General features: G+C 68.2%; 13 protein-coding genes. 3 read left to right on the forward strand and 10 right to left on the reverse strand.

Annotated features, from left to right (window positions below; genetic code table 11):
- Positions 1-35: 35 nt before the first annotated feature.
- From AC1RIF_RS18190 to AC1RIF_RS18215, 6 genes are read right to left on the reverse strand one after another with little or no spacing between them, the layout of a single operon-like run.
- The gene (locus AC1RIF_RS18190; protein WP_492602746.1) at positions 36-1,181 is read right to left on the reverse strand and encodes a sulfotransferase family protein; all 1,146 of its coding nucleotides are present in this window, start codon (positions 1,179-1,181) and stop codon (positions 36-38) included.
- Between the two features lie 24 nt (positions 1,182-1,205).
- The gene (locus AC1RIF_RS18195; RefSeq protein ID WP_492602747.1) at positions 1,206-2,015 is read right to left on the reverse strand and encodes an SDR family oxidoreductase; all 810 of its coding nucleotides are present in this window, start codon (positions 2,013-2,015) and stop codon (positions 1,206-1,208) included.
- Positions 2,016-2,040: 25 nt separating this feature from the next.
- Positions 2,041-2,403, reverse strand: coding sequence for a nuclear transport factor 2 family protein (locus tag AC1RIF_RS18200; RefSeq protein ID WP_492602748.1), 363 nt, complete (start codon positions 2,401-2,403; stop codon positions 2,041-2,043).
- A 51-nt stretch (positions 2,404-2,454) separates the two neighbouring features.
- Positions 2,455-4,356 carry a sulfate adenylyltransferase subunit CysN gene (gene cysN / locus AC1RIF_RS18205; protein ID WP_492602749.1) on the reverse strand — a complete coding sequence of 634 codons (1,902 nt, stop codon included), beginning with the start codon at positions 4,354-4,356 and terminating at the stop codon, positions 2,455-2,457.
- Positions 4,356-5,261 (reverse strand): sulfate adenylyltransferase subunit CysD, encoded by a 906-nt coding sequence (cysD, locus tag AC1RIF_RS18210; RefSeq protein WP_492602750.1) that lies wholly within the window; start codon positions 5,259-5,261, stop codon positions 4,356-4,358. The genes cysN and cysD overlap by 1 nt, the downstream gene beginning before the upstream one ends.
- Positions 5,258-6,049 (reverse strand): 3'(2'),5'-bisphosphate nucleotidase CysQ, encoded by a 792-nt coding sequence (locus tag AC1RIF_RS18215; protein ID WP_492602751.1) that lies wholly within the window; start codon positions 6,047-6,049, stop codon positions 5,258-5,260. The genes cysD and AC1RIF_RS18215 overlap by 4 nt, the downstream gene beginning before the upstream one ends.
- A 143-nt stretch (positions 6,050-6,192) precedes the next feature.
- Here AC1RIF_RS18215 and AC1RIF_RS18220 point away from each other — a divergent pair, with 143 nt between their 5' ends.
- The gene (locus AC1RIF_RS18220; protein WP_492602752.1) at positions 6,193-6,810 is read left to right on the forward strand and encodes a TetR/AcrR family transcriptional regulator; all 618 of its coding nucleotides are present in this window, start codon (positions 6,193-6,195) and stop codon (positions 6,808-6,810) included.
- 30 nt (positions 6,811-6,840) lie between these two features.
- Here AC1RIF_RS18220 and AC1RIF_RS18225 read toward each other — a convergent pair whose 3' ends face one another.
- A complete protein-coding gene (locus tag AC1RIF_RS18225; RefSeq protein ID WP_492602753.1) occupies positions 6,841-7,716 on the reverse strand; it encodes an alpha/beta fold hydrolase in 876 nt (291 codons plus the stop codon).
- 132 nt (positions 7,717-7,848) lie between these two features.
- Between AC1RIF_RS18225 and AC1RIF_RS18230 the strand changes: the two genes are divergently transcribed.
- Positions 7,849-9,705, forward strand: a complete 1,857-nt coding sequence (locus tag AC1RIF_RS18230; RefSeq protein ID WP_492602779.1) for a galactan 5-O-arabinofuranosyltransferase — start codon at positions 7,849-7,851, stop codon at positions 9,703-9,705.
- Here the strand turns inward: AC1RIF_RS18230 and AC1RIF_RS18235 are convergent, their stop codons facing one another.
- Positions 9,706-11,124 (reverse strand): FUSC family protein, encoded by a 1,419-nt coding sequence (locus AC1RIF_RS18235; RefSeq protein WP_492602754.1) that lies wholly within the window; start codon positions 11,122-11,124, stop codon positions 9,706-9,708.
- 76 nt (positions 11,125-11,200) lie between these two features.
- Here AC1RIF_RS18235 and AC1RIF_RS18240 point away from each other — a divergent pair, with 76 nt between their 5' ends.
- The gene (locus AC1RIF_RS18240) at positions 11,201-11,716 is read left to right on the forward strand and encodes a MarR family winged helix-turn-helix transcriptional regulator (RefSeq protein ID WP_492602755.1); all 516 of its coding nucleotides are present in this window, start codon (positions 11,201-11,203) and stop codon (positions 11,714-11,716) included.
- Between the two features lie 43 nt (positions 11,717-11,759).
- Here the strand turns inward: AC1RIF_RS18240 and AC1RIF_RS18245 are convergent, their stop codons facing one another.
- Both AC1RIF_RS18245 and AC1RIF_RS18250 read right to left on the reverse strand, forming a co-directional pair.
- On the reverse strand, positions 11,760-12,905 hold the full coding sequence (locus tag AC1RIF_RS18245; protein WP_492602756.1) for an RNA polymerase sigma factor: 1,146 nt from the start codon (positions 12,903-12,905) through the stop codon (positions 11,760-11,762).
- Between the two features lie 8 nt (positions 12,906-12,913).
- Positions 12,914-13,321: a YciI family protein gene (locus AC1RIF_RS18250; RefSeq protein ID WP_492602757.1), complete on the reverse strand. Its 408-nt coding sequence runs from the start codon at positions 13,319-13,321 to the stop codon at positions 12,914-12,916.
- Positions 13,322-13,586 lie beyond the last annotated feature (265 nt).

Below are 13,586 nucleotides of genomic sequence, written 5' to 3' on the forward strand. Positions count from 1 at the left end.
GTGAGTATCCCTGTTCTGGTTGATGGTTCGAAGGTTCAGATGGCAGTGGCGAACTTCTCGTCGACCTCGTCGACGGTCACCCCGAAGTCCTCGAGCGAGTACCGGTGGGACGGCCGGCGGTGGTCGGCGAGGCTGCCCTGGTGGGACTCCGTGACCGCACGACGCGCGTCCTCGGTGAACGGCAGCGAGAACCGGTCGTAGATCTTCTCCACCGTGCCGATCGGATCGCCGACGAAGTCCCGGTAGTCGACGTCGACGAACTGCTCCGAGCTGTAGCGGGCACGGGCAGCGTTGAACTGTGCGTTGCCGCGAGCCCACAGGTCGAGCTGGGTGCGCCCGATGGCCTCACGGTCGAACGCCCTCGACATGTCGTGCTTGCCCTGCTCGGCGAGGCTGAAGGTGGAGGCCATCGAGGTCCGCGGATCACGGAACGTGCGAACGATCAGCGCGTCCGGGTAGACCTTCATGATCTCGTCGATCGCGAACACGTGGCTGGGGCTCTTGAGCACCCAGCGCCGGTCCGGGTCGTTGAGCCCGATCAACTGCAGGTTCTTCTTGTGCCGCGCATAGGTTTCGGTCCAGTCCTGCACCGCGAGCCACCGTGAGTAGCTCGGCAGGTATGCCACGCACTCGAACGAGATCGACAACATCGTCTGCTGCAGCAGACGCCAGCACTCCTCCACTTCCTCGGCGCCCATGAAGTGCACCTTCATGAGGTCGGTCTCGTTCGCCTGGCGGGCCCGATAGAAGGCGTCCGAGCGCACGAAATCCTCGTTCTCGGACCACTGTTCGCGCATGGGACGCGGCTGCGGCGACTCCGCGAGCCACATCTCGACGCCCTGGTGCGCCGGGTCCGCGCCGAGCAACCGGTGCAGCGCGGTGCTGCCGGTCCGCGTCAGCCCGCACACGAAGACGGGGCGCTCGACCGGGACGTCGACATGCTCGGGGTATCGTGCGAATCCGGCCTCGCTGAGCAGGCGACCCGACAGCGCGCCGATGATCATCTTCCGGGCGATCACCCGCCCGTGCGCGGTGAGGTCGGCCTCCCGCTCGAACGAGCCGAGCAGCACCTGCAAACCCTCGAGATACTCGGTGCCGCCGAAGTCGTCGAGCCCGGTGGCCTCACGCGCGGCCTGGTGCAGGTCCTCGAGGGAGCCCACACCGTCGTGGTTCTGTGTCATGTGCAATTCCTCGTGGGAGTCGTATCAGTGGTGGGTGTGTCCGCAGTTGACGTCCAGGCACTGGCCCGTGACCGCGCGCGCGAAGTCGGAGGCGAGGAACACCACCGCGTTCGCGATGTCGTCGGGCTCGGGTAGCCGACGCAGGTCGGTACCGGCCGCGACCTCGGCATAGACCACCGCCGGATCGACACCGCGCTGCGCCGCCTGACGCTCGAACATCTTCTTCACCGAGTCGGCCCAGATATAGCCGGGTGCAACCGAATTCACTCGCACCCCCTTGGGGCCGAGCTCCACGGACAGGCTCCGGGCGAGCGCCAGCAGCCCGGCCTTCATCACCCGGTACGCGCCGAAGTTCGGCAACTGGTTGCGGATCACCATCGAGTTGATCATCACGACCGAGCCCTGCGACTCCACGAGCGCCGGCGCCAACGCGCGCGTGAGGTTGAGCGACGACAGCACGTTGATGTCGATGCCCTGGCGCACGGCGTCGGGCTCGGCGTCCAGCAGTCCCACGTGCGCGGGCTGCACGAAGGCGTTGTGCACCACCGCGTCCACCTGCCCGAACTCCGCAACCGCCCTGTCCGCGAGCGCCTGCACCGACTCCGCGTCGGTGAGGTCGGTCGGCACGCACAGCGCGACACCGCCGCCCGCTCGGATCTCGCCGGCCACCGCGTCGAGCCGCGACTCGGTGCGCGCCGCCAGCACCACCCGCGCACCCGCGTCGGCGCTGCGAAGCGCGATCGACCTGCCCAGCGCCGGACCCACGCCCGACACCAGCACCACCTTGCCCTCGAGCAACGGGATCCTCGTCCGCACCACTCCGTCATCCACCATCCCCGACATGGTCATCTCCCCCGCCCTAGTCCGCGTGCGCTTCGGGATCGAGGACGACGCTGAGCGAGACGATTCGGCAGTTGTCGTCGAATTCGAACAGGTCGCTGGCGAGGAAGGCCGACATCCCCTCGGGCTGGACGCGCAGCTGCGTCGCGGCGTACCGGCCGGAGACGATGATCGGCGAGTGGCGGCTGACCGAGAACGCCACCTTCGCGTTCTGGGTGTCGAACTCCCGGATCTCGTCGATGCCGCGGTAGGCCCGCACACCGAGCGGCTCGTGCTGCACCGCATCGTCCGCGAACAGCGACACCAGTCGATCCACATCGTGGTTTCCCAGATGCTCGACGTACGACTCTATCGCCGAACAGATTTCGTCTCGGGTGGGCAAGTAGCGCTCCTTCGGTTACCGGTGGGACACAGGACGGGTGGTGCTCGCCGATCAGTCGATGACGCCGCAGCCGCGGAGGTGATCGATGATCCGCATACTCGCCTCCGCGGGAGACGTGGCTGTGGTGTCGATGCGCAGCTCGGGATCGTCCGGGGCTTCGTACGGGGAATCGACGCCGGTGAAGTTGGCCAGTTCCCCTCGGCGGGCCTTCTTGTAGAGGCCCTTCGGATCCCGCTGCTCGGCGACCTCGATGGGGGTGTCGACGAAGACCTCGCAGAAGTTGTCCGGTCCGATCAGCTCCCGGGCAGCGTCGCGTTCAGCACGGAACGGGGAGATGAACGAGGCGAGGACGATCAGTCCGGCGTCGGCCATGAGTCGGGCCACCTCGGTGACGCGACGGATGTTCTCCACTCGGTCGGCCTCGGTGAACCCGAGGTCCCGGTTGAGGCCGTGCCGGACGTTGTCACCGTCGAGGAGATAGGTGTGGCAGCCCAGGGCGTGCAGTCGGCGCTCGAGTTCGTTGGCGACGGTGGACTTCCCCGACCCGGACAGCCCGGTGAACCACAGCACCTGCGGGCGGTGGCCGTTGAGTGTGGCGCGCGCCTGTTCGTCGACGTCGACGGCCTGCCAGTGGATGTTCTCGGAGCGGCGCAGCGAGTGCGCGATCATGCCGGCGCCGACCGTGGTGTTGGTGAGACGGTCGATCAGGATGAAGCCGCCGGTGTCCCGGTTGTCGGCGTACGGGTCGAACGGCACCGGTCGGTCGAAACTGATGTTGCACAGGCCGATCTCGTTGAGCGCCAACGTGCTGGTGGCGGTCCTCTCGAGGGTATTGACGTTGACCTTGTGCTTGGGCCGGGTGATGCGCGCCTGCACGGTCATCGTCCCTATCTGACACAGGTAGGGGCGTTCTGGCAGCATCTCGTGCTCGCCCATCCACACCACGTGCGCCTCGAACTGGTCCGCAACCCCGGGCAGGGCATCGGCAACGGCGAGGACGTCGCCGCGGCTGATGTCGATCTCGTCGGTGAGGGTGATGGTGACGGACTGACCGGCGACGGCGTCGTCGAGGTCGCCGTCCATCGTGACGATCCGGTCGACGGTCGATTCCTTGCCGCTGGGCAGTACCCGGACGCGGTCGCCCGGTCGCACGGTGCCGCCGACGATCTGCCCGGAGAAGCCACGGAAGTCCAGGTCCGGACGGTTCACCCACTGCACCGGCATCCGGAAGGGGCCGCTGCACAGTTCGTCCTCGATCTCGACGCTCTCGAGGTGCTCGATCAGCGTCGGTCCCTGGTACCAGGAGGTGTTGGCGCTGCGCTCGGTGAGGTTGTCACCGACGTAGGCGGACAACGGAATCGCAACGACATCGGTGAGTCCGATCTCGGCCGCGAAGCCGGCGTACTCGTCCACGATCGTCTCGAAGACGTCCTGCGAGTAGTCCACCAGGTCGAGCTTGTTGACCGCGAGCACGACGTGGCGGATTCCCAACAGCGACACCAGGTACGAGTGCCGCCGCGTCTGGGTGAGCACGCCCTTGCGGGCGTCCACCAGGATCACCGCGAGATCGGCAGTGGAGGCACCGGTGACCATGTTGCGGGTGTACTGCTCGTGCCCCGGGGTGTCGGCGACGACGAACTTGCGGCGCTCGGTGGAGAAGTAGCGATACGCGACGTCGATCGTGATGCCCTGCTCCCGCTCGGCTGCCAATCCGTCGACCAGCAGGGCGAAGTCGAGCCCGTCGCCCTGGGTGCCGACCTTGCGGGAGTCGGCCTCGAGGGCGGACAGCTGGTCCTCGAACACCAGCTTCGACTCGTACAGGAGCCGGCCGATGAGGGTGGACTTGCCGTCGTCGACACTGCCGCAGGTGATGAAACGCAGCATCGATTTGGTGGCGTGCCGGGCGAGATACTGCTCGATGTCGGATGCGATGAGATCGGACGAGTGGGCCATCAGAAGTACCCCTCCTGCTTCTTCTTCTCCATCGACGCGCTGCTGTCGTGATCGATCACCCGGCCCTGCCGCTCGGAGGTGGTGGTCAGCAACATTTCCTGGATGATGTCGGTCAGAGTTTCGGCGGTGGACTCGACCGCACCGGTGAGCGGGTAGCAGCCGAGGGTGCGGAAGCGGACGCTCTTGAGCTGCGGCTGCTCGCCGGGCAGCAACGGCATGCGATCGTCGTCGACCATGATCAGCGCGCCGTCGCGCTCGACCACCGGGCGCTTTGCCGCGAAGTACAGCGGCACGATCGGAATACTCTCCTGCCGAATGTATTCCCACACATCGAGTTCCGTCCAGTTCGACAGCGGGAACACCCGCAGGGACTCACCCGGCGACTTGCGGACGTTGTACATCCGCCACAGCTCGGGACGCTGCTGCTTGGGATCCCAGCGGTGCTCGGCGGAACGGATCGAGAAGACACGCTCCTTGGCGCGGGACTTCTCCTCGTCACGCCGCGCGCCACCGAACGCGGCGTCGAACTTGTAGAGGTCCAGGGCCTGCTTGAGCCCCTCGGTCTTCCACATGTCGGTGTGGGTCGCCGAGCCGTGCGTGAACGGGTTGATCCCCTTCTCCACGCATTCCGGGTTCTTGTAGACGAGGAGGTCGAAATCGCCTGCGGCAGCGGACTCGTCACGCAGCTTGTACATGTCACGGAACTTCCACGTGGTATCGACGTGGAGCAGCGGGAACGGCAGCCGGGACGGGTAGAAGGCCTTGCGGGCCAGGTGCAGCATCACCGCGCTGTCCTTGCCGACCGAGTACAGCATCACGGGGTTCTCGCTCTCGGCGACTGCCTCCCGCATGATGTGGATGCTCTCGGCCTCGAGCCGCTCGAGATGGGTCAGGGTTCGGGTCATCGCCGAAGTGCCTCCAGTGCCGTGCCGGCCAGTTCGGGTCGGCAGATCAGTAGGTCGGGCAGCCAGGGGTTCTCCTGGTTGTAGCTCAGATCGGTACCATCGATCCTCGAAACATGCAGTCCCGCAGCATGAGCCACCGCGACGGGAGCAGCGGAATCCCACTCGTACTGCCCACCGGCGTGCGCGTACACATCCGCCTCGCCGCGGACCACCGCCATCGCCTTCGCCCCCGCGGATCCCATCTCGATCAGCTCGGCGCCCAGCGCGGTCGCCATCGCCATGACGGGTTCGGGGCGGCGGGTGCGACTGACCACGACACGAGGGGCGCTCGGCACCGCATCGAACACCGCGGGGGCGTCGCCGGTCGAGAACGTGGTACCCAGTGCGGGCATCGCCACCGCTCCGACCGTGAGCGCTCCACGCTCGACGAGCGCGACGTGGACGGCCCAGTCGTCGCGGCCGGGCTCACCGAATTCTCGGGTGCCGTCGAGCGGATCGACGATCCACACCCGGTCGGCGGTCAGACGGGCGCGGTCGTCGGTGCCCTCCTCGGACAGCACCGCGTCGCCCGGGTGCTGCCGCGCGAGCGCGTCGACGATGAACTCGTGACTGAGCCGGTCCGCGGCGCGGCGGATCGCGGCCGGATCGGCGTCCGCGAGATCCAGGCGGCGCCGATGGTCGAGGAGCAGTCGGCCGGCCGCGGTGGCGATCTCCACCGCGGAACGGCCGTCCCGCTCGCTCGTTCCGGTCGACTCGGGTCGCGGCGAGACCGCGGCATCGTTGGTCATGGCATGTGACTGTAACCACAGAATGAACCATGTTCAATCCCAGAACGAACATTGTTCATTCTGGGAGGGATGTTTCCCCAGGTCGGAATGAACAATGTTCGATCGCGCTTGGACCACCACCGATCCCCCGATACGGTGAACGCATGGGTGAACCGAGCGGCAAGTCCATCTACGGGGATGCCGAAGCGCGACGACGCCGCACACTCGACGCGGCCGCTGCCTTGCTGGACGAGGGCGGCTACACCGCGCTGACGATCCGGGCGGTGGCGAAGCGATCGGGTACGAGCACCGGCCTGATCTATCAGTACTTCGCGGACAAGCAGGAGATCTTCACCGCGCTGCTCAACGAGAGCCAGATCGAGTCCACCGCCTTCGTCGCGGCACTACCTCGCGACCACGGTGTGGCCGCACTGATCGCCGCGGTGATACCCGAGTCGGCGAGACAATGGGGTCGGGTCGGCCGCCTGACCGCGACCTGGCGTGACGTCGAGGGTGCGGCCCAGTCGGATCGCGAGTCGGTCCGACAGGTGCGTAAGACCGCCAAGCTGTACAACGAGGAACTCCGCAAAGCTCTCCATGACGCCGCGGCCGCCGAGGGCCGGACGCTGCGCGACGATCGCGCGCTCCTGCCGTTCATCCTGTCCGGGTTGCAGGGCGTGGCCGACACCATCGTCAACCAGTGGGCCCAGGACCTGGACACGGCGGAGTTCGTCGAATTTGCGGCGACCGCACTGGCGCGAGCCGTCACGGTCTCGGATTAGGGCGGCCCCGCAAAACGCGAGTAGCGGTGGTCAGGCGGAAGCCGCCCACGCGGACAGCACCGTCCGGATGCCGGTGACCAGTGCGAGCGGCCGGTCGATCATCGTGTGATGCCCGGCGTCCGGAATCTCGGCGACAATGGCCGTCGGACCGAACCGCTCGCGCATCTGTGCCAACAGTTCCGGCGAGACGATGCCGTGTTCGGCACGGAAGTACGCGATGGGGCACCGCGGCTCCGCGACGGTCAGCGTGTCGCCGCCCGAACGGGTGAACATGGCCGGGTCGAACTTCCACGACCAGCCACCCTCGACGGCCGTCAGCGACGTCTCGGCGATGTGCTCGCGCACGCACGGCACGGCGGCGGCTTGGGGCGGAACGAACCGGAACCGCGAGAGCGCTTCACTGCGATCGGCATACACCTTCTTCGGCCCGAATGCGGCTTTGCGGCGGGCCGCCTCCTCCTCGGGTGTGCGCTGGCGGATCGGCGAGTCGATGATCTGCACGCCGGCCAACCGGTCGCCGTACAGGTGCGCCGTAACGAACGCGACGATGCCGCCCATGCTGTGACCGACCACCACCGGCCGCCCCTCGATACCGGACACCCCGGCCACCGCGATCACCTCGTGCGCCCAGTGGTCCAGCGAATACTGTTCGCGCGTACCGCTGTCACCGTGACCGCTCATGTCGAGAGCGACCACTCGCCGGTCCCCGGCCAGCTGCGGGCCGATGTGGTCCCACCACCGCGAGTGCGCCGCACCGCCGTGAACCAGGACGATGCCCGGCCGCCCGGCCTCGCCCCACGCCCGGAATCGCACCTCGACACCGTCGACTTCGACGCTGCCGGTCTCGACCGGAGCCGCCAACGCATCGAGGAACCACTGCGGGGTCTGCGCCTGCTCGTCGCTCATTCCTCGAACCTACTGAACGCCGATTCGCGGGTCGCACCCAAGTAAGCTCGGGCCGTGTCGCAATCAGGAGCCGCCCCCCTCGTAGAGCCGCGCGTCGCCCCTGCCCGACGGGCTGCCGGCGCCGCGACCGAGATGCTGTTGGCAGCCGTGGTCGCCGCGATCGTGGCTGCGGTGGGGCTGTTCGCATTCGGCCAGGTGTCGTGGCCGGCCTTCCCGTCGTCGAACGTCACGCAGGCCGTGACGACGGTCGGGCAGGTCGTCACGATCGCCGTGCTTGCCGTGTGTGTGCTCCTCCATCGGGCGCGACGGTGCGTCCGCGCCGCGACGGTGCTGTCGTGGGCCGGACTTTCCGGATTCGTGACGGTGACGCTCGGCATGCCGCTGAGCGCGACCAAGCTCTACCTGCACGGGGTTTCGGTGGACCAGGAGTTCCGCACCGAATATCTCACTCGGCTCACCGATTCCGCAGCCCTGCACGACATGACGTACGCGGACCTGCCGCCCTACTACCCGGCCGGCTGGTTCTGGATCGGCGGTCGGGTCGCGAACCTGCTCGGCATGGACGGCTGGGAAGCGTTCAAGCCGTATGCGATCGCCTCGATAGCGGTGGCTGCGGTACTCGCACTGGTTTTGTGGAACAAGCTGATTCGAGCGGACCGGGCCGTGGTGGTGGCCCTGGCGGGAGCCGCGCTGACGGTCGCGTACGCCTCCGCGGAACCGTACGGCGCCGTGATCGCCGTCCTGATCCCACCGGTGCTCGTGCTCGCCTGGGGCGGCCTGTACCGGCCGGAGAGGTCGACGCAGACCCGCAGCGGCGGCTGGGGCGCCGTCGTCGGGACGGGCCTGTTCCTGGGCGTCGCCGCCGCCTTCTACACGCTGTACCTCGGCTTCGCGGCCTTCGCGGTCACGCTCATGGCGATCGTCTCGGCGGGCCTCGCCGTCCGCGCGCAGGGGTCGTGGCGTGCGATCCTCGATCCGCTCCTGCGCCTGGTCGTCACCGCCGCGATCGCGATCGCGATAGCCCTGACTGTGTGGCTGCCCTACCTGCTCGAGGCCCTGCGCGGCATCCCGGCGGACAGCGGCACCGCGACGCACTACCTGCCCGACTCCGGTGCGCACCTGCCGCTTCCGATGCTCGACTTCTCGCTCGCCGGCGCACTGTGCCTGCTGGGCACGATCTGGTTGGTCAGCCGCGCGGCATCGTCGCGCCGGGCGCAGTCGCTGGGCATCGGCGTGATCGCGGTCTACCTGTGGTCACTGCTGTCCATGACGGCCACCGTCGTCGGCAGTACGCTGCTCTCGTTCCGGCTCGAGCCGGTCCTGATCCTGCTGCTCGGCACGGCGGGCGTGTTCGGCTTCTTCGACTTCTCCCGCTGGCTGGTCCTCGCCACCAGCGAGAATCCGCGGGTCAAGGCCTCGATCGTCGTGGTCGGGCTCGCCGGGTTGATCGCGTTCGTGCAGAACATCCCTCAGGTCCTGGCGCGCGACATCACCATCGCCTACACCGACACCGACGGCGACGGCGTCCGTGCCGACAAGCGGCCCCCCGGCGCGGCCGCGTACTACGCCGACGTGGATCGCATCATCACCGAGCAGCGCCCGGGCGAACGACGCGACACCGTCGTACTGACCTCCGACACCAGCTTCCTCAGCTTCTACCCGTACTTCGGTTTCCAGGCGCTGACGTCGCACTACGCGAATCCGCTCGCGGAGTTCCGGGAGCGCGCGGCAGCCATCGAGAGTTGGACCGAGCTCGAGACACCCGACCAGCTGATCGCCGCGCTGGACGAACTACCGTGGCGCGCACCGGATGTGTTCGTGTTCCGCAAGGCCTCCGACGGCTACACCCTGCGGCTGGCCGAGGACGTCTACCCGAACGACCCGAATGTCCGCCGCTACAGCGTCACGCTCCCGAAGGAACTGTTCGACGATCCGCGTTTCACGATCGCAGAGGCGGGCCCGTTCGTCGTGGTGAACCGGGTCGGCTGATCAGGCCAGGTGGTGGCGGTCGGCCCGACTGACCGTCACCGCGGCGACGACCACACCGATCACGACGCCGATGAGGGTGTCGACGACCCGGCTGATCCCCGCGTCGGGAGAGATCGGTGACGTGAATCCGATCAGCAGCAACGCCATCGGCGTGACGGCCAACGTCGTGAGTCCGTAGTTCACGAGCACCATCAGTTCGGCCGCGATCTGCAGTGCGACGACCACGGCGACCATCGGCCAGTAGCCCAGATCGGCCGCGAGGAGGACCGCGGCGACCAGGGCACCGCCGACATTGCCGAGCAGTCGCTGAATTCCGCGCTGCACCGTATGGGTGTAGTTGAGCCCCTGCAGCACCGCGATCGCGCCCATCGATGCCCACAGGGGATGTTCGACGCCCATCGCCGTCGCCGTCCAGCCGGATGCGGCCGAAGCGAGCACGACCCGGAGCGCGGTGTGCCGCACCTCGCCGGACCGGAGGCGGGACCAACCGGTCGCGAGGACGCGATGCGGTGCCGGCAGCTCCGATCGACCCGAAGGCCTGTCGGTCACACCACCGAGAACACTGGCCCGCTTGATCTTTCGCAGATCCCGTTCGTGCTGCGCGATCTCCCGGACGAGGGTGACGTCACCGTCCGCGACCCACAGCTCGACGGCATCGTCCGCCATGTCCAGCAGGACTGCGAGGTCCCGCCCGTGGGGGTGCGCCGTCCGCGAACGTCCGCTCGCCGCAAGCACTTCGCGGGCGTGTGAGATCGCCTCCCGGGCGGGCGCGACACCGCCGGCGCCGTCACGTTCGAGGGATCCGACGGCAACGAGCGCCCGCGCCGCTGCGAGCCGAGCGGGGCCGAGTGGCAGGACCAGCGAGGGCAGCATCGCCGCGACCCACCCCACCAGGACTCCCACGGCCGTCGCCGTCGTGACCGCGAGGATGTCCGATCCCGACGTGGCGTAGCCCGCGGCTCCGGTGGCCGCGAACACGAGGATCACCGGGCCGGGCCCCAGCAGACGGAAGGCGTTCATGTACGCCGACGCGACACCTGCGGCGAGGGACAGTACCCCCACCTGTGCCCACATCGGCAGCCCAACTGCACCCAACGCACCCCCGAACGCCACGAACACGACGAGCGCGACGCCGACCAGCGCGACCTTCCCCGCGAGGCGGGGGTACGGCTCGTACCGACCGAAGGCCGACGAGAGCGCACCGAGCGTGGCCAGGCCAGCGAGTTCCTGGAAGCCGAGCAGTCCACCACCGATGAACACGACCGCCGACGCCAGCCCAACACGCACCGCAGGCGCAATGGTCGCGTCCGCGGCCCGCATCTCGAACGCGCGACGCCACGTAGTGGGCGCGACAGAGTGCGCGAGCGCGCTGCGCGCATGCTCGATTCTGGTGCTCCGGGACGTGTCGAGTGCTGCCACTCGCCCCAGTCTACACGCATTACTTCACAAGTAAATTATCAATGAAGCGATATTGGCACACCGATAGGATGGGGGTGTGGATTCGACCGACAGTCCGGAACGCGATTTCATCGACAGGGTTCGCCAGGAGTGGACCCAGTCCTACCCGGAGGTCGACACCTCGCCGATCGAGATCATCGGCCGGATCACGCGCATCAGTTCCCAGGCACTTCATCGGCTCGAGCGGGCGCTCGCCGACAGCGGGGTCTCGCGAGCGGAGTTCGAGGTGCTGTGTGCCCTCGCTCGCAGCGATCGCCCGCTGCGGGCCAGCGAAGTCACGGCCGTGACGATGGTCAGCGGCGCAGCCACCACCAAGCACGCCGACCGACTCGTCAAGATGGGCCTGCTGGAACGCCGGCGTTTCGAGCGCGACGGGCGGGTGGTCCTGCTCGCGGTGACCGATTCCGGACGTGCGCTGGTCGACGCCGAATTCCCGGAGCGGGTCGATCGCGACCGCGTCCTCCTCGACGGCCTCGACGAGGACGACCGCGCACAGTTGGCCCGGCTCCTGCGTCGCATCGCGCACAACAGCGACGCCGCCGACCGTCCGTAAGACGGAATCCCCAAGTACTGCAGGAGCATTCGAGACGCTCTGTTCAGCGGGATCGATGGGTGTCGAGCCGGGCGGCCCGCCGCGTCAGGTGGTCGCGCTCGGCGAGGTTGTGCGCCTTCTGCGCCGCCTCGGCGTACAGCCGCGACGCTGTCGCCAGGTCACCGGCACGCTCGTGGAGGTACGCCTCGACCGCGGTGTGGCGGGGCAGTGAATCGTCGATCTCCGCGAGCGCCGCCAGACCGGCGCGCGGCCCGTCGGCCTCGCCGACGGCCACCGCGCGGTTGAGACGGACGACCGGGCTCTCGGTCAGTCGCGCGAGTTCGTCGTACCACTCGACTATCTGCACCCAGTCGGTCTCCTCGGCGGTAGGCGCGTCGGCGTGCAGTGCCGCGATGGCGGCCTGCGCCTGGAACTCACCGAGCCGGTCGCGGGCCAGCGCAGCCTGCAGAATCGAGATGCCCTCGGCAATCGACTCGGTGTCCCACCGACCGCGGTCCTGCTCGGCGAGCGGCACCAGGCTGCCGTCCGGTGCGAAGCGGGCGGCGCGCCGGGCGTGATGGAGCAGCATGAGAGCGAGCAGGCCCGCCACCTCGGGGTGATCGATCGTCGCCGCGAGCTGCCGGGTGAGCCGGACACCCTCGGCAGCGAGGTCGATATCGCCCGAGTAGCCCTCGTTGAAGACGAGGTAGAGGACGCGCAGCACGGTCGAGACGTCGCCGGGGCGATCGAACCGCACGCGGGAGACGGTGCGTTTGGCCCGGCTGATGCGCTGCGCCATGGTCGCCTCGGGAACCAGGTACGCCTGGGCAATCTGGCGGGTGGTGAGCCCGCCCACCGCGCGCAGCGTGAGCGCGACCGCGGACGACGGAGTCAGTGCTGGATGGGCGCACAGGAAATAGAGCTGAAGGGTGTCGTCCACCGCCTGCGCGGACCCGGATGCCGGCTCCACATCCACGAGATCCTCACGCCGGCGGCGGCCCGTGTCCGACCGGGTCTCGTCGAGGAACTTGCGCCAGGCCACGGTGACCAGCCAGCCCTTCGGGTCGCGCGGCGGGTCGGCCGGCCAGACGCGGACCGCCTCGACCAGCGCGTCCTGCACGGCGTCCTCGGCCGCCGCGAAGTCTGCTCCGCGGCGGACGAGGATCCCGAGAACGCTCGGTGTGAGACTCCGGATCAGGGTCTCGTTCACAGCACAGGTCACTCCGTGATGGTGGGCGGCGCGGTCAGGAACGGGCGCACCTCGAGCCATTCGTGGATCGGCTTCCCACCAGCACCGGGGGCGGCCGACAGTTCCCCGGCGAGTTCGACGGCGCGTTCCTGACTGTCGACATCGATCACCATCCAGCCGGCGATGAGGTCCTTGGTCTCGGCGAACGGTCCGTCGGTGACCGGCGGGCGACCCTCACCGTCGTAGCGCACCCACATCCCCTCGGGGGCGAGCGCCTGACCGTCGGCGAACTCGCCCGACGCCTCCAGTCGGTCCGCGAAATCCTGCATGTACTGCATGTGGGCCGAGATCTCCTCCGGCGTCCACTGGGCCATCGGGACGTCGTTGACCGCGGACGGGGCGCCACGGTAGTGCTTGAGCAGCAAGTACTTGGCCATCGTGTTCTCCTCTGTGCCAGTGCGACCCATTCTGGTCGCACTCACCACGGGGACGGAGCCACTCACGGATTCTCGACATCGCCGGCCGAAGTTTCTTCCGAGCTGGGCAGACGGGCCGGGGTGAACCGGTCTCACCGTGACGGATCCAGGATCCGCGGCTCGGGCCGTGCCGGAACAGGGAATGCCCGACATGCAGAAATGCCGAAGGCCCCCACCCGTGATGGGTGGGGGCCTTCGGTAAAGGGTGTTCGGCGGTGTCCTACTC

Source organism: Prescottella sp. GW823-FHT02E09 (assembly GCF_058797375.1).